The following is a 17,044-nucleotide window of genomic DNA, read 5'->3' as shown; positions in this document are numbered from 1 at the left end:
CCGCCGCAATGGCTTAGAACTTCGCCTTGATGCCGATCTTGCCGGCCAGCGACTGGCTGTCGGATGAGAACTTGGTCTTCAACTCGCCGCTGAGCGTCGTCGTCTTGGAGAGCTGGAGGTTGAGGCCGCTCGACAGGGCTACGGAAAAATCAGCATCGTCGAACTCGAAGTCCAGGCCGGCGATGCTTCCGGTGTTGCGGTAGCCGATGCGCTGCTGCAGCTCCAGCCGGGCATAGGGGCTGATCGCCATGCCGTTGTCGAGGGCGAAGTCGCCATAGAAACCGGGCTCGAATTTGAGCGCGCCGAAGGACACTTTCGACTTGCCGAACTCATTGCCCTGGCTGTCGGTGAAAGCGTCACCTTCGAACGTTGCCCAGAGCGCGCCGCCGCGAAGATCGAACTTCCATTTGTCGCCAAGCGGGAAGATATGCCCGACCGAGCCGGTGAGGGCATAGCCGACCGTGTCATAGTTGCCCGTCGAGGCGAGGATGTCGTTGTTGATATCCGTCTGGCCGATGAAGGTGGTGGCCGAAACCAGCCCGTAGCTCATGCCGGTGCGGAACAGGCCATAGGTGCCGATCATTCCGCTCTTGTTGTCGGCGTTGCCGATGCTCCCCAACCCTTGAATGGAATCCATCGTCACGTCGGACGAGGCGTAGCCGCCGAAGAGGCCGACATTCAGCCCGTAGGTCTGGTCGAAGCCGTAATATTTCGCCAAGTCCAGTTCGACGCTGCCGGCAAGGGAAAAGTCGTGCGCGGTGAACGGCGGGCCCTGAAGGCTGTTGGTGCCGTCGGACACGGTGAAGCCGTCATGGCTCACTGCCGCGAATTGCCCGGACGCATAGACGCCGAAGCCCGGCGCTGCATCCGAACGGCCGGAGCCTTTCGGAAAATCGAGCGCAAAGGCGAGCGCGTCATCAGTGATCTGCTCGATGGCCGCGGTCACCGTTTCGATCGGCTGCGAGTCGATCGCAACGCGCGTTGCCTGCGGCGAAACCAGATCCGAGGGCAGCGCGCGCAGATAGATGCCGCCATTGCTGCCTGTGATCACGTCATAGGCAAACAGCGAGCCGGGCGTGTTCGGTATTCCCCCAACCAGAAAGATCGGCGAAGGCGCGCCAGCGGTGGGCACGACCTCTCCGGCCACCGGCGCAATCGGGATGATGCTGACGCCGGTGAAGACCGGCGTGCCCAGGAGATTGACGAGAACGGTGTTTGTACCGCTCGCCTGGAATTGCCCGGCCGGGATGAAGCGGTCGCCCAGCCCGTCCCGCTGATTGATGTCGATGCCCAGCGTCGCCCCGTTGAGCGTCAGATTGCCGACACTGAAGCGGTCCGTCGGGTCGTTGTTGATCATGGATATGGTGGAGTTGGTCGCCGACACATTGCCCGTGCCGGTCACCAGCGCTGCCAGAGCGGCCCCGTCGACTGGTGCGAGCAAACTGACATCGCCTGCGACATACAGGGTCGAACCGTTCAGCAGCGCCAGATTGCCGATTGTCTGTACGCTGTCCCTGAAACCGATGCTGGAACCGCTTAGAGTAAGGCTCGAAAATCCATCGAAGTTCTGGCTTCGGAAAGTGTTTCCGCTGGCGCGCGCAAGGTCGGTACCAGTGATCGTTCCGACAACGTTTGTGCCCTGGAACAGCACCCCGTCGCGAAGATTGAGATTTGTCCCGGCATTCTCAATCGTCAGCGTATCGCTGGAGATGCCGGTAATGTCGCCGCCGATCGTGCCGCCGCTGAGATTGACCGTTTCGCCCTGCACGCCACCGGCAATGGTTCCGCCGCTGATCGTGACGACATCGGTTCCTGCGCCGCCGATCACCGAGCCGTTTATCGCGCCGCCTGAAACGTTGACGGCATCGTCGCCGTCGCCGCCAAGAACATCGCCGCCGACCGTGCCGCCGCTTACCGTCATCGTGTCGTTTCCGGCATTGCCATCGACCGACCCGGTGAGCGTCCCGCCGCTCATATTGAATGTGTCGTCACCGGCGCCGAGATCGACGGAGGTGGCATCCAGGGCGCCGATTTGTGCCGTGCCTGAGACGGTCACATTGTCGGTGCCATTGCCGGCAACAACGCCACCGGTGATCGAGCCGCCCGAGATTGCAAACGTGTTGTTGCCTGTGCCTTCGCCGCCGTCGCCGAAAACGGTTCCGCCGATCGTCCCACCGGAAATGTTTAGCGTGTCGTTCCCGTCATTGCCGTAAATGTCGCCTCCGACGGAGCCACCGCTGACGGTGATGCGGTCATCGCCGCTTTCGCCATTGATGAAAGTCGTCACCGTGCCGCCGCGTACGGTCACGATGTCGTTGCCTTCGCCGGCAGTTATGTGCTCGCCGATGATCGCCGTGCCCGATATGTCGATCGTATCGACGCCTTCATTGCCGGCGACGAAGGTGCCGACGCTGCCGCCCGATATCGTGATTGAATCATTGCCGGCATTGCCGCTGACTGAGCCGGCCAACGTGCCGCCGGTCATTCGGAAAATGTCGTTGCCGTCTTCGAGGCCAACGGAATCCGGGCCATCGCCCGCCACGCCGATTTGAGCGTCGCCGGAGACGACAACCGTGTCATCGCCGCCGCCGGCGAATACGCTGCCGACGATCGTGCCGCCTGAGACGGTTATGGCATCGTTTCCGATGGATTCCGCGTCGTCGCCGAAGACCGACCCACCGACCAGTCCTCCGGAGACGTCTATCGTGTCGTCGCCTGCGCCGCCGAAGACGCCGCCGTCTGTGGCGACTGCGGCCTCGCCGAATACAACGCCTTCGACCTCGCCGCCTGAGACGGTTATCTTGTCGTTGCCGGCATCGCCAAACACACTGCCCCCGACCGTGCCGTCGGAAACGGTTATGGTGTCAACACCGTCGTCGCCAAAGACGTTGCCGTCGACCGTGCCGCCGGACACCTCTATCGTGTCGTCACCATCATCGCCGAAGACGCTGCTCTCAACCACTCCGCCGGACACGGTTATGGTGTCGTCGCCAGTGTCACCAAAAATACTGCCTTGGACCGTGCCGCCGGATACGGTGATTGTATCGTTGCCGGTCGCTTCCGCATCGTCGCCGAAGATCGAACCGCTGACCGTGCCGCCTGAAACCTCTATAATGTCGTCGTCGTCACCGCCAAAGATGCTGCCGTCTACCGCTCCGGCGGAAACGGTTATGGTGTCAACGTCAGCGTTGCCGAAGATGTCGCCGTTCACCGTGCCGCCCGAAACGTCTATCGTGTCGTTTCCCGATCCGGCAAAGATGCTGCCGCCAAATGTACCGGCTCCGATGGTGATGATGTCGTCACCTGCGCCGGTCTGAAGCTGGATGATCGGGGCGTCTCCCGCTTCGGTGTCCCTACCGATGAAGCTTCCGCCCTTCATGCTGAAATTGTCGGTGCCGGCACCCATGTCGATCGAAAAGTCCGAAAACGGCTCGCCTTCGCTGTTGTCGTCCTGCTGGATGTCCACGTCGCCGGTCACCGTGAAGGTGTCGTTGCCGGCGCCGTCATATTCCGTGCCCAGCTGCCTGAGCAGAAACGTCGGATAGTCGGTGGTGATGGTTTCGGTCTCGGCATCGTCGCAAACGACGGCGATCGAATTGATCGGACCGTCGGCAGGTTGCCGGGTGGCTTCGCACGCCTGGGCGCTGGAAGGGTAGATCGTATAGCCTATGGCAAGCGCTAAAATGGAAACGCCGGCGAGGTGAGCGGCTCTTGTGTCCCTGGTCATTGGCCCATCCCGGCCGGCCCGACACGCGGAGCGGCCACACTGAAAATGGATTCTTTGAACGCTCCCGGGCTTATCTATTTTTTGTTAGGCTTATGGTCGAAATGCTAGGCGAGCATCTCATTGCTTACAACACCTCATCCGCAGGTAGAGAAGATAATCGATTTAATGTTGCAATAAAGACACGAACAATTCTAGGTTGCTTCGTGTCAAAATCTCTTTGAAAATTGATGCTTTACAGTAATCATTCATCATCTTTGACGGACATTTAGCCGGCGGATACCTCAATTGGCCGATGCTGAGCATCGGTTCAGTACCAAATTCGGGAGTTGAGCATTTTGACGCCGGGGATAACCTTCCCACGAGTAGAGGTGGTGAAAGGTCGCCTGTTGCATTTCTGGCTGACCGATGCCGGTCAATGCAAATTGTTTCTGTAGAAAATCGAACGATTTAGTGCCATCATCTTCAAGCAGCGGAAGTTACGCTGTTTTGAAGGAATTAACTGCAGAGACATCAAAGCGGTTATTGATATGAAACCTTCCAGGAAATTCTTGGTCTTGCTGTCTTTCCTGGCGCTTTGCCTTGTGATTCCGCTTCCGGTGTTCGCTGCCGCGGAAAACCAGAACACGCCCGCACAGCCCAAGCGTCTCGCTATCGTCATCGGCAATTCGAACTATCAAAGCGACCGCTATGAGGACCTGCCCAACGCGGCCAACGACGCCACCAAACTCTCGGAAAGCCTGCGTCGGCTGAATTTTGAAGTCGTGGTCGGAACCGATGAAACATCGGACCAATTCGAAAAGATTTTCGAACGCTTCGACGGCAAGCTGGACGGCTACACCGCCGTCCTGATCTTCTATGCCGGTCACGGCGTGCAGGTCGATGGCCAGAACTTTCTGCTGCCGGTGGATTCGCTCAATCCGACCGACGTCGGCAACCTGACGGCCAAGGCGGTGAAACTGAACGACGTGATTGCGCGCTTCGCCAGCCGCGACCGGCCGACATTCATATTCCTCGACGCTTGCCGCAACACCCCGCTGGGGCTGGATTCGGCCGGCGTCGGCCGCGGTCTTGCGCAGGTCGAAGTCGGCGAGAACACCTTCATCGCCTTTGCGACCCAACCCGGCAATGTCACCGTCGATGGCGCTGGCCAGAACAGCCCGTTCACCAAGGCCCTGCTTGAAAACATCGAGTTTCCGGGCCTCAGCATTTCCGACATGATGATCCGGGTGCGCAACGCGACGGAAGCGAGCACGCTCGGCAACCAGGTGCCCTGGGACCAGTCGAACCTGCGCGAGCAGTTCTACTTCACCGAGTTGCAGGTCATCGACCCGCAGGAACTCGGCGCGACCCTCAACAGGATCCTCCAGATTCCGAGCGCCAAGGCAAAGCTGATGACCCAGCTGGCATCGGCCGACAGCGACCTGCAAAGCACGGTCCTGCTTCTGGGCCGGCAATTGCCTGAAATTGTCCGTTCTGCCGATCCTGCCAGCCAGAACGATGCCGGCCAGCAGCAGATGGCGAGCCTGGCTCCGGCGGATTTGGAAAAGAACGTGGCGTCCGCCCTGGGATCGGTCGTATCGGGCAGCGACCAGACCGGCAGTGACATTGCAAACCCGCACGCTTCCGACGTCAGCCGCCGCGTGCAGGCCGAACTGTCGAGGCTCGGTTGCTATCGAAAGCCGATCGATGGCGTCTGGGGGCAGGGCTCCCAGAAAGCGCTTTCCGATTACTACCGGCAGACAAAGCAGGCGAATGCAGTGCCCGAACCCAATCTCGATCTTCTCGGCGACCTGTTCCTTCGCTCCGGCCGGGTCTGCCGGCAGCCGGTCGCGGCACCGAAGCCGGTGAAGACCGCCACCATGGACCGCGCTCGCGACGGCACGAAAGCCAGCCGGTCTTCGGGGCGTGCGCCCCAGCGCGAAAAGGTTCAGCGGCAGCAGAAGGCCAGGCCCGCAGCGCCGCCACCGGATATCGGCGCGGGCATCGGCATTGGCGGCATTTTTTGACGAATTGATTTCGAATGGCAGCGGGGCTGTGTGACATGCTTCATATCGGAGGTCGGGTGCGATTTCGTATGTCAGACGTGTCGTCGGCATGGTGCGGTCAGACGCGGTTCGCCGAATTCGCCGCCGCCATGCCTTTGCCGCAGATAGCGGCTGACGCTCACGGCAGGCTCTAGAAAGGCGCACCCAAAAATGCCCGAAGCCACTGTCGTTCGAACACCGCTCGGCGGGGACAAGCTGATCTTCACCTATCTCGTCGGGCGCGACGAGGTCAGCCGCTGCTTTGCCTTCACGGTCGGTTTCGTCAGCAAGGACCCCGATATCGATCCCCTGAAGATGCTCGGCGGAGTCTTGTCCGTTGAGGGCGAATCCGGCGGCCCGAAACGCTGGTTCAGCGGCATCGTCTCGGAATTCCGGCTCACCCGCATCGAGGATCGCCTTGCGCATTATGAAGCCACGGTGCGACCGTGGCTCTGGTTCCTCGGCCATACATTCGACTGCCGCATTTTCCAGGGCTTGAGCGTTGTCGAGATAGCCGAGAAGATTTTTGCCAAGCATGCGCCGGGAAAGTTCGAGAAGCGGCTGCAGGGGTCCTATCCGGCGCGCGAATACTGCGTGCAATACGACGAGAGCGACCTGGATTTCGTGCAGCGCCTGCTCGAGCACGAAGGCATCATGTATTTCTTCGAATACGCCGACGGCGACCACACGCTGATCCTTGTCGACGCGATGAGCAAGCTGAAGCCGGCGCCCGGCGCCGAAACGGTTCCCTACCACTTCGAGGGCGAGGCGACGCGCCGCGACGTGGAATACATAACCGAGTGGATCCCCGGCCGCTCGGTCTTGCCCGGAACCTATGCGCATACCGACTACGACTTCACCAAGCCGTCTGCCGACCTGAAGACGAAATCGGCGCAGCCCTTTTCCCATGAAAGGGCGAAGGGCGAGCACTATCGCCAGCCTGGCGCTCATCTGGAACTCGGCCGTGGCGACGCGATAGCCGCGATCCGGCGCGAGGAGCTTCAGGCGGCGCATCAGCGCATTGCCGCAGCCGGCACGGTTCGCGGCCTGTTTTCAGGATCCACGTTCAAGCTCGACGGCTTTCCGCGCAAGGACCAGAACCAGGAATATGTCGTATTGCGCGCCGACTACAGCATGTACGACCCGAGTTATCATTCCGGCACCGACAGCAAGGGCGAGAGCTACCAGGTCGTGATGGAGGTGGCGCCAACCGCGGTGACCTATCGTCCGCCCCGCATAACCCCGCGCCCGATCATGCGCGGTCCGCAGACCGCGACGGTTGTCGGGCCCAAGGGCGAGGAAATCTTCACCGACAAATATGCCCGCGTAAAAGTCCAGTTCCATTGGGACCGCGAAGGCAAGAAGGACCAGAACAGCTCCTGCTTCGTGCGCGTTTCGCAGAGCTGGGGCGGCGGCGGCTGGGGCTTCATCCAGATACCGCGCATCGGCCAGGAGGTGATCGTCGATTTCCTCGAAGGCGATCCCGACCTCCCGGTCATAACCGGCAGGGTCTACAACGCCAACGAGATGCCGCCCTACGGGCTTCCCGGCAATGCGACGCAATCCGGCTTGAAGACCAACTCGTCGCCTGGCGGCGGCGGCTACAACGAGATGATGTTCGAGGACAAGGCCGGCTCCGAATTGGTCAATTTCCAGGCCCAGAAGGACCACAAGCTGCTGGTCAAGAACGATCGCAATAAGCTGGTACAGCACGATCAGTCAGACCGCATCGACAACAATGCCAAGCACTCAGTTGGCGTCAATCTCGACGAGGACGTCGGCAAGAACAAGACGACCAAGGTCGGCGTCGACCGCAAGGTGGACATCGGCTCCAACGACACCGAGACCGTCGGCATCAATCGCTCGCTCACCGTGGGCGCTGACGAGAAGATCCACGTCAAGGCGAACTCGACCGAAAACATCGATTCCAACCACACCCAGACCGTCGGCGCGATCCAGACCGTCACGATCAAGGCGGCGCGCATCGATTCCGTCATGGCCACCGAGACGCGCAGCGTGGCGCTCGCCCAGACCAATACGATTGGCGCGACGCGGAGCATGACGGTGAAGGCGGCGCAAAGTCACGACATCGGCGCCACCGACGATTGGAAGGTCAAATCCAACCAGACAGTCGATATCGGCGGCGACCAGACCTTCAAGGTCAAGGGCCAGCACAGCACCAACGTCAGCAAGGGCAGGGACGCCAAGATCAAGGAAGACGATATAGCCGAGATAAGTGGCTCACGCGTAGTCAAGGTCAAAAAAGGCAGTGCGGTCGAGATCACTGAAGATGGGCTGATCAAGATCGGCAAGGATTTGATCATCGAAGCTGGTGACTCCATCATCATCAAATGCGGCTCTGCAGCGATCGGCCTAAAGAAAGACGGAACGATCTCGATAGAGGGCAAGGACATTACGACAACCGCTTCCGGCAAGATCAACGGCAAGGCCTCAAGCGAGATCACCTGGAAGGGCAGCAAGATCAATCACAACTGACAGGATGTGGCGATGACCGACGTTCTGGAACGTATAGAAGGCGTAGTTATTGGCGTGTTCCTCGGTTTCGATGGGGAGGCACCACTTGTCGTCTTTCCCGGCAATCCGGAAGAGACGGCAATTCCGGCGCGCAGCCTCACCGAACTTACCTCGACAATGATCGGTACCGAAGTGGCGCTGCTCTTCCAGGAAGGTGATCCAGGCCGACCGCTGATCGTCGGTCGAATCGTGGAACCGTTGCGCAGATCATCGGCGCCTCATGTCGTGCGCGACGGCGAGACGGTCAGGATCGTCGCTGAAGAACGCATCGAACTTCGCTGCGGCAAGGCGACTATCATCATGGAGAAAGACGGTCACATCACCATTCGCGGTACCTATCTGACCAGCCAAGCCAGCGCCGCCAACCGCATTCGCGGCGGCTCGATCAACCTGAACTGATGCCGGCCCCGATCCTCAAAGAGATCGTCCGCCAGCATGCTGAACAGGCGGCATTCCTGTGGACGGTTTATGACCGTGCGTTGCTGTATCCGGATGAAAACCCGGAAATGGATGAGGTGCGCCTTGCCCGACTGGTGGAACGGCTGGAAGCGCATTTGGATGGGTTGAGGGTGGCCGGCGAGGAGGGGTTAAGGATAGCAGGCGAACGCTACCAAGAGTACCCGGAAGCAGGAGAGCTATTTGTCATCCGGATGCTTCAGCCCAGGGCTAAATCTATGCGCATTGAGAATCTTAATTTGGTGCAGGTTCGCGAGTATCTCGCCGCTAACAAGCCCTAGTTGTCGAAACGATATCCCGCCCAGGTCTCGCCATCATAGCGAATGGTGATCTTGTCTCCGAAACTAACCAAATATTTGTCATCCGCCACGACGCCGTAGCTGATGACCGTTGATTTTATCAGCTCAAGTCCGTCTTCCTTGTACACATAGACGCCCACAGTACTGCCGGCTATGTAGATGTTTTTCTTGAAATAACAAAGCCCGTGAAGGTCAGCTTCTGTAAGCCGTAAGTCCTCCCACTCTTCGTCGCTGCCCCGAAAAAGCGTGCCTGCCTCGCCGCAGACCCAGATTGTTGAGTCAGGCAATGCGAGCACTGAAGTCAGGCGACGGTTGGTCGGTAGTTCGAGGCGCTGCCATGTGGGCGCGACATAGCGCCAGAGGGAGCCTCTATTGCCGCAAGCATAGAGAGTTCCGTTGGCAGCGCGTACCACTCCGAAAAGCTTTTGACCGAGCGGTTCCGAAACTGCGGTCCAATCCGCGCCGTTCCATAGGTAAACGATTCCAGCGTCGCCGACGGCATATACCTCTTGGTCTGAAACACCCCAGACATATGTGATTGCACGTTCTGATACCGTGCGAGAGACCAAGCCGGCGTTGCTTTGTTGGTGCACTTCGCCAGTGTCATCCGAGATATGGAGGACGCCAGCGGGACTTCTCCAGAAGCTCGTGAGCCAAGAGTGTATTTCCGAAATCACGGTGAGCGTTAAGCTCTGCGGTGTTTCGCGCAAACCGGAAATTCGAATTATCCGTGACCAGTAGTCCTCCGAGTCCGTTTGAACGAGAAGCGTGAGAACAGAGTTTTCATATTCGGGAGACGCGCAGTCGCAACTGGGAATGAACTTGGGCATAGATCACCTCTAGCTTACCGGGGCGCCACTGGGTACGGCGGGGGCGGGGTACGACTTGTGAGGGATTTTCACGGGCGTATCATCCGTCATCCCCAACTCCTCCTTGAAATAGTCGTCGCAAGCAGTTCTCAAGCATCCTACCGCAGGATGCTCTTCGCCATTCGGACCATCGTTGATCTGAGGATCAAGGGCGTCCTTCATTGCGTCGAGATTATCTTCCCGCGCATCCTTGTAAGTTGGCTGCCAGGACGCGTCGTTCTTTTTCTTTGCCACCCAATCGCGCTTCGATTGCCGCTGCGTGGCCGACTTTTCGCCGTGCTGTGTCTCGCGCTTGCTGGCGTCCTTTAGACAAACGCAGGGGGCCTTGTTTATGTCATATTTTGCTTTCGGCCCAGCCGTGGGTATCGGAGGCCCATCGCGTCCCTCAGTGAAGCAGGCGGTTTGGACAATGTGGTCGGATTGCTCGAATGTATCCTTGTTTGTTTTGCCAAGGCGGTCTTCCGGCTCACAAGGGCTGTCCTCGTGCCGATGAAGCCGAAGATTGAGAGCACCTAAAATCTCAGCACACGACGCGGTTGCCGGGTTGACCCCTGCAATATGTGGCCATGGAGGGGCATTGGGTGGGTCAGACGCGTGATTGTTGGTGGCAAGATCGCTCATGCGGATAACCGGCTCGCCGTCGAATTTCACGTCTGGTGACCACGATTTGAAGAATTCCTTGCCGGTGTTCTTTGAGGTGACGACACCCTTCTTGGCAGCGCAGCCAGCTTCCGTACCGCTGGTTTTGGTCAAGTCCGACTTGTTCTTGATGTTGACCGTCTTGCCGCCGATCGTGACCGTCCCGGTTCCTTGTTCTGTGTCGGAGGCAAAGCCGAAACTGGGATAGGGGATCGGAACACCGGGTGGAGTGGCTGGATTTTCAGGCGGCGTGAAGCACACATCAGGAAGAGCCGCTATTGTCTTGGCCCCGACGGCTTTGCCCGAAATCTCGAGGCCATTTGCGAAAACGCCAGACATCAGGCAGCTCTTGCCAGGAAAACCGCCGCTCCGCAGGCGCCTGAGTCATTCGAAGCATCAACGAGGACAGGGTTGCCCGCAGCGTAACCCTTCAATGCCGCTGTATGTGCAATCCCCAGCATGACCGGTACAACCGCCGCGCCAACATTCCCCAGAGATTCGCTTGGCGACCAAATGTCCTGGAACTCGTTGCGGACCCGCTGGACGCGCAATACTGCAAGGGCGTTCTGCTTGAACCAATATTGCTCTCCAATCAGGTCGGAGATGCGATATCCGATAGCACCGAGATCTGTCTGCTGCAGTGCTGCCTTGTAGGCTTCGGCAAGACCATCGCCACGCAAGGGCAGGTCTTGTTTGTTGTAGATTGACGCCGTTTCCCGGGAAAGCCCTAGTCCCCCAAGCCTAAAACCACCGCTCGTACTACGCGAGCATAAAACGGCGGCTGCCGCTTCTCCAGGTATGAACCCGTTCGGATTGCTCTGATTGAGCAGTCTGGACTGTCCAACATAATGAGAAACCGTGTTCGTGGTCAGGTAACTGTCCACTCCCGCGATCATGACATAAGGCGTCTCGCCCGAGGCGAGGAGCTTCCGCGCCTGGTCGAGCGCTACATGTCCGGAAGGACGGCCGTGCGCCACGATACGCGATGGCGCATGCGGCTCGACTTCGACGATCTCGGCTATGCTGCGCAGCAGGCGTGAAGCATCAAGCACCGGACGTCCTGGCCGATCTTCCTCGGCCAGGCACAGAATCAATGCCGTCTGGCCACGCGCCTCAGGAACTTTTTCAAAAGCCTCACAAATCGCGCCCGCCGCCATATGCGCGAGACGTTTCTCTCCAATCCAGTTACGCGGCAGCGGCACGGGTGCTCCGATCAGCCACTCTCCGGCGGGGCCGATAAAGCGCGTTTCCTGGAAACCGTCCAGCCGCGCCCGCATCGCGGCACATGAGGACGGCGCATCGAGGCCGACTGCGGTCACCATGCCAATCGAGACGATATCGAGGGAAGCGCTCAAGCGTCTTCCTCCTTCTGTGCCCCTGCCTGCGCGCGAATGTAACGGCGCCCCATCGCACGCGCTCTCAGCATCGATTCCGTGGGTGGGCCAACCCAACATTCCGAAAAATCAAGAATGGTGCGGTGAATGCGCTGCGATACTCTCCAGATCAGGGAGAAACGCCGGTTGTCCGGATCGAACAGGATTGTGTCGGGATAGACATTGCCCTCGAAAGATTTGGCGCGTCCCTTGAACAGCGTCATCGGCAGCGCCGTCGGCGGCAGGCGAAAGCTTACGCGCCCCTCTGGCGTCAGATTGACCAGTTGCACCTCTTCGCCGCCGCGCGGCATGTCGATCTGCTGGTCGGCCGGCGCCATCTGATAATAGCGATCATCGAAATCCGGCGGCAGGAACGGGAAGATGTTGTCGATCCAGTTCTGATCGTAGGTGCCGCCATATTCGATGCGGCCGGGCCAGCCGCGCCCCATCGGGCCGAAACTCATCGGCGAGTAATCGCCAAAGGGCGAGCGGATCTCCTCGCCGACAGCCTGGGTGTTGGGCAGTCGAAGCCCTGGAATGAAACGCTGGTTTTTCGTCTGCGCCCAGCCGATGCCGACGGGGTTGCGCAGATAGGCCCCTGGAAGCTGTTCTTCGGGATTGAGCCTGTCGACGCCGCCCCAGGCATTGTCATAGGTGATCGGCATCTTGAGGAAAGGCCGTGGCGCGGTGGAGGTAAATACAGCGCCGATCGCGCGCCATTCGCGGTGGCCGACGACCTCGAACAGCTTCGACCAGTTCCCGACCTTGATGCCCACCGGCACGCGCTCGGCAGGACGCCCGCCCGGAGCATAGGCGCAGCCATTGGCAACCACGTCGCATCGCGGTTTGCGGAAGGCGAAATCGGTTTCCCACAGAGTGGCCGAATAACCGGGCTCGCCGGTCTGCGTATCGGCCATGACCAGCGGCACCTGTTCGGCCGACTTGCGCACCGGGCCGCCGGGTGTGCTGGGAAAGTCGAATGTACCCTTCACCACGACGACGATGTATTCGTGTCCGGCCTTGTCCATCCCCATCGTGAATTCGTGTGGATAGCCCTTCTGGTTCCATACCTGCATCAGCCCGCCTCCCGGCATTCGACCAGCAGATAATCGAGTGCCGCGCGCGGGCCCTCGGGGTCGACGTCGATGAGGTCTGACGACGGCGTCCAGAATGCCATGCGCCGAACCGGCTCGCCTTCAGCAGTCGCCGCCGGGAAGGGCAGGGTCGCCAGATTTGCCGCGAGCGCATTGGCATCGATTTCGCCGCTTCGTGCCAGGTCTCCGATTTCTTCGAGTGCCTCGAACCAGTCTTCGGCGGCAATCGTCATGCCGGTGATAGCTTCCGGCACGGCTGCTGCAAGCGTCAGCGGAAAGCGACGGCCGATGCGGTCAGTGCTCGGCATCACGACCCCGGCCATCGGCCCGAAGGCGTCCGGGCCAAGCAGAAACCGCAACGGCGGATGCGGCGGCTCGAAGTGCCTTGCCAGATGCCGGGATAGCCAGCGATCCCAGGGCTGAACGAAGCCGCTCGCGAGCCCTCCGGTAACGAAGTCGCCGGCGGTCGGCAGCTTGCCGAAATAGCCCGGAAGGATCAGATCTTCGTCGGGCATGTGAACCTCGCGAACATCTGAAGATTGTAGGGATTCTCGACACTTGCCGCCTTGAGCTCGAAGTCGGCGTAAAAGCCGTGGGTGGTGAGCCGAAGCTTGTAGGCTTCCGGCAGGCCCGTCGGGCTGAACTGGCCGCCGCGCAGCATTCTCAGCCACGCCCAGGCGCCGGTTTCGCTCACCATGATTTCGGGTGAACCGTCCATCGGCTGGAAGGCGAGCGTGATGACGCCGGTGCCGTCCTTGCCCGGCCACGTCATCGGCTGCGGGCGCGTGGCGTTGTTGAAGTAGATCAGGCTCTGCCCGTCGACATTCAGCGTCACGCGCATCACCGTCGGCGACAGGTCCTTGGGCTCCAGCGTAAAATTCATCACCGGCCCTGTGCCGCCGGGAAACAGGTCGTCGCGGATATGCCGGGCCTGCTCGAAAGCGGCAAGCGCGGAGGCATCGAGACCGAAGTCGGCACGCCACTTCCACGGCTTGGCGGTGGTGTCGACATAGCTGACGAGATGCGTGTTGATGAAGGCGTCGATCAGCCCGCCAGGGGCGAACAGGCGCTGGAAGTCGGCAACATTGACGTCGATCGTGCTCGCGGGGTCGAACGGGTAGCGGTTGGTGAGCGCTGCCTGGCAGAAAGGCATGACGTCGGCGCGCCAGATGGCGTTGAGCTCGGACGTCACTGCCTTTTCGGTCAGGCCGGTGGTGTCGCTGGCGATGCCGGACAGCCATTCGTCGACGGGTGGCGGCAGTATCATCGCCTGCTTGGCCACTGCACCGGTCAACTCGGCAAGCCCGCCCTGCTTCTTGACGGCATCCTGCGGGTTGGGACTGGCGGTGATGGTCTGCAGCACGTTGGACAGTGCCGTCATCGCCGCGGTCGCCGCATCCAGTGCCGGCGGCTTGCCATCCACTTCGGCGACCGCGCCCTTCAGCGGCTTGAAATGCTCGGCCACCGGCGCGCCGGTTATGTCGACCTTGGACGATGCACCGAGGCTCGGCAGCAGCTTTGCGCCGCTGGAGGCGAGCTTGCCGATCTTCCCCAACTTGGAGAGGATTTTCGATGCACCTTTAGGCGGAACCGCCGGGCCGCCATCATCCTCGGGCCGGTTGAGCTCGGTCTCGCGCACGACCGCGTTGAGCAGGCGGCGCAGGGCGGAATCGGCGCTGGAAAGATCCTTGAGATTGTCGTTGGCGGTCTGGAGATCAGGCAGCGGCGAAAGCCGGATGTCGCGCAGCAGGCCGTCCCATTTGGCGATGAAATCCTCATAATAGAGCTTGAGAATATCCTCCGAGAGTGCGGCCACCGAGGTTTCGGAGTTTTCGGTGCAGCCGCCGGCAAACACCGCTCGGTCGAGTGCGGCCTGTGCTGCCGTATCCTGCAGCCGGTCCAACACCACATCGTGGAAGCCGGCATAGGTGAAGACGCCGGGCAGGCCGATGCGCAGCGTCTTGTCCGAACGGCGGGTGAACACCTTGGCGCCGTTGGGGCCGGCAAAGTTGGCCGGTATCCAGTCCTTCAGCGACGTGACGGCCGGATCGGCCAGCAGTGCGTTGTAGGCGCGCTGCGGCAGCGAGATCGAGCAGATGCTCTTCAGCGATTCACCCACCAGCGCGTCGTCGGGCTTGATGTAGCTGTCCTGGGTTGCCATGGCGGCGATCGCCGCGACCTGGTGGTCGGCAGCGGGTTGGTTGGGGAAGGGCGGTATGGGCGCGAATTTCGGCAGCTGCTCCACCCACCATTGCTGCGCGAAGTCGGTATCCATCTGCGCCAGGCCGGTCATCATGCGGTAGGTCTTCAGCGCCCCGAGCTGGAATTCCGGATCGCGGATTTGCCGCCACATCGTCGCCTCGAGCAACGCCACCATGCGCGGTTCGAGGATGTTCTGCAGCGTGTGATCATAGGCGTCGGTCTGAGCGCGTGTGAGTTCGACCGCTGCTGTCGGTCCGATCAGTTCCTGCACACCGCCGGGCACTTCGGTTCGCGCATCGGCAACCCGGTTCACTGCCGTGAGCGCGTCGTTCAGATCGAGAGGGTCCACAGGTGCCGGCTGCGTCGCAATCTGGGTCAACAGCGGTTGCAGCCCTTCAAGCTGGTTTGCCTGAGCGGCAATCGCCACGCTGTTGTTGCGATAGGAGAAGATGGAGAAGGCCCCGGCGATCAGCACGGCTGCCGTGGCAGCGGCCGCTGCTCCGCGCCATATCCAGGCGCGCCGCCGTATGGCCGCCGGATCGAATATACCGAGCCCGGCCTCCTTGAAGATCACTTCGGTCAGCAGGTTCTTCAGGAAAAAACTGCGTCGGTCGATACGCTGAGCTTGCGCCATTCTCGGCGCAGGCAGGCCAAACGAGGATGTCAGCGCTGCCGTCAGCCGGTCGATCGGCGCGCCTTCCTGGGTGGCCGAGGTAAAGTAGATGCCGCGCAGCCAGGCGCTGTCCTCGTAGCGGCTTTCGCCAAAGATGGTCTCGACAAGCACGCGGATCGGCTCCGACAGGCTTTCCACCTGTGCCGGAAAGCGGAATATCTCGGCACGTGTGGCGAGGCTTTCCTCGCTTTCCATGCGCGGGATCATGCGGCGTTCGAGCTCGGTCGAAAGCGCCGAGAGTTCCTTGGCCACCTCGTTGCCATCGACGCGCACGCCCGGCGCGAAGGTCGCACCCCACACCTGCTCACGGTCGGCGGTCGACATGCCGCCGAAGAAGGCCTCGAAACCCTTGATGAGATCGGCCTTGGTCAGCATCAGATAGACCGGCAGGCGGATTTGCAGCCGCTCCTGCAACTCCATCAGCCGCTTGCGTAGCTTGCGTCCATGCGCCTTCAGCGCCGCATCGTCCTCCGAGAGCGCATCGACCGAAAGCGCCAGTATGACGCCGTTCAGCGCGCGCTGCCCGCGATGCTTTTTCAGGAGATCGAGGAAGCCGAGCCATTCGGTGGCATCGACATCGGGCTGGCTTTCCTGCTGGACATAGCGTCCGGCGGTGTCGATCAGCACCGAGTTCTCGGCAAAGAACCAGTCGCAATTGCGCGTGCCGCCAACGCCCTGCAGATCGTCGGTCAGGTCGATCGGGAAGTTCAGCCCGGATTGGCGCAGCGCCGTGGTCTTGCCGGTCGCGGGCGGCCCGATGATGACATACCACGGCATTTCGCGCAGGAACTTTCGCCCGCCGAGCTTGCGCCGCTTCAGCTCGTTCATGATGTCCTGGAATTTCGCGCCGACCGCAGCGACGCTTTGGTCTCCGGCGCTGAGCGGTTTTTCCACGGGCGCGGCGATCTCGGCCACGAACAGGCGGTTGGCCCGGATGGCGCGGCGCTGCGCGAGGATGAGCCAGACGAGCCACAGGATCACCAGCAGCGCGATCAAAGCCATCCGCACGGTCTCGGACGCGAAAGGCGCGCTGTCGCCGATGCTGACGATCGGGCCGAAAACCCAGATCAGCAGCGACAGCAGCGACAGGCCGATCAGGGTCCAGAGCCAACGGGAGGTGAGGACAGCCCAGAGGAGGCGCAATATGAACATG

The 17,044-nt window shown here is 60.8% G+C and carries 11 protein-coding genes; 4 read left to right on the top strand and 7 right to left on the bottom strand.

The window, feature by feature from the left end:
• Positions 1-13: 13 nt before the first annotated feature.
• Positions 14-3,727 carry a hypothetical protein gene (locus BM413_RS07460; protein ID WP_091911936.1) on the bottom strand — a complete coding sequence of 1,238 codons (3,714 nt, stop codon included), beginning with the start codon at positions 3,725-3,727 and terminating at the stop codon, positions 14-16.
• A gap of 554 nt (positions 3,728-4,281) precedes the next feature.
• Here BM413_RS07460 and BM413_RS07455 point away from each other — a divergent pair.
• The 4 genes from BM413_RS07455 (at position 4,282) to BM413_RS07440 (ending at position 9,023) form a co-directional block, all read left to right on the top strand.
• Positions 4,282-5,733: a caspase family protein gene (locus BM413_RS07455; RefSeq protein ID WP_244537795.1), complete on the top strand. Its 1,452-nt coding sequence runs from the start codon at positions 4,282-4,284 to the stop codon at positions 5,731-5,733.
• 189 nt (positions 5,734-5,922) lie between these two features.
• Positions 5,923-8,247, top strand: coding sequence for a type VI secretion system Vgr family protein (tssI, locus tag BM413_RS07450; protein WP_091911933.1), 2,325 nt, complete (start codon positions 5,923-5,925; stop codon positions 8,245-8,247).
• Between the two features lie 12 nt (positions 8,248-8,259).
• Entirely contained in the window at positions 8,260-8,685 is a 426-nt protein-coding gene (locus BM413_RS07445; protein ID WP_091911932.1) for a DUF6484 domain-containing protein, read from the top strand.
• The gene (locus BM413_RS07440; RefSeq protein WP_091911931.1) at positions 8,685-9,023 is read left to right on the top strand and encodes a hypothetical protein; all 339 of its coding nucleotides are present in this window, start codon (positions 8,685-8,687) and stop codon (positions 9,021-9,023) included. The genes BM413_RS07445 and BM413_RS07440 overlap by 1 nt, the downstream gene beginning before the upstream one ends.
• Here BM413_RS07440 and BM413_RS07435 read toward each other — a convergent pair.
• From BM413_RS07435 to tssM, 6 genes are read right to left on the bottom strand one after another with little or no spacing between them, the layout of a single operon-like run.
• Positions 9,020-9,871, bottom strand: coding sequence for a WD40/YVTN/BNR-like repeat-containing protein (locus BM413_RS07435; RefSeq protein ID WP_139238563.1), 852 nt, complete (start codon positions 9,869-9,871; stop codon positions 9,020-9,022). The genes BM413_RS07440 and BM413_RS07435 overlap by 4 nt on opposite strands.
• Before the next feature lie 9 nt (positions 9,872-9,880).
• Positions 9,881-10,888: a PAAR-like domain-containing protein gene (locus tag BM413_RS33045; protein ID WP_162931637.1), complete on the bottom strand. Its 1,008-nt coding sequence runs from the start codon at positions 10,886-10,888 to the stop codon at positions 9,881-9,883.
• Positions 10,888-11,904: a 3-oxoacyl-ACP synthase gene (locus BM413_RS07425; RefSeq protein WP_091911928.1), complete on the bottom strand. Its 1,017-nt coding sequence runs from the start codon at positions 11,902-11,904 to the stop codon at positions 10,888-10,890. The genes BM413_RS33045 and BM413_RS07425 overlap by 1 nt, the downstream gene beginning before the upstream one ends.
• Positions 11,901-12,998 (bottom strand): DUF2169 family type VI secretion system accessory protein, encoded by a 1,098-nt coding sequence (locus tag BM413_RS07420; RefSeq protein WP_091911927.1) that lies wholly within the window; start codon positions 12,996-12,998, stop codon positions 11,901-11,903. Before BM413_RS07420 ends, BM413_RS07425 begins: the two co-directional genes overlap by 4 nt.
• The gene (tagF, locus tag BM413_RS07415) at positions 12,998-13,531 is read right to left on the bottom strand and encodes a type VI secretion system-associated protein TagF (RefSeq protein WP_091911925.1); all 534 of its coding nucleotides are present in this window, start codon (positions 13,529-13,531) and stop codon (positions 12,998-13,000) included. Before tagF ends, BM413_RS07420 begins: the two co-directional genes overlap by 1 nt.
• Entirely contained in the window at positions 13,513-17,043 is a 3,531-nt protein-coding gene (gene tssM, locus BM413_RS07410; protein ID WP_091911924.1) for a type VI secretion system membrane subunit TssM, read from the bottom strand. Before tssM ends, tagF begins: the two co-directional genes overlap by 19 nt.
• Position 17,044: the final 1 nt, after the last annotated feature.

This window comes from Mesorhizobium sp. YR577, assembly GCF_900116595.1.
Classification (GTDB): domain Bacteria; phylum Pseudomonadota; class Alphaproteobacteria; order Rhizobiales; family Rhizobiaceae; genus Mesorhizobium_M.
The sequence above is the reverse complement of the archived record's forward strand: the minus strand, read 5'-3'. Positions and strand labels throughout refer to the sequence as shown.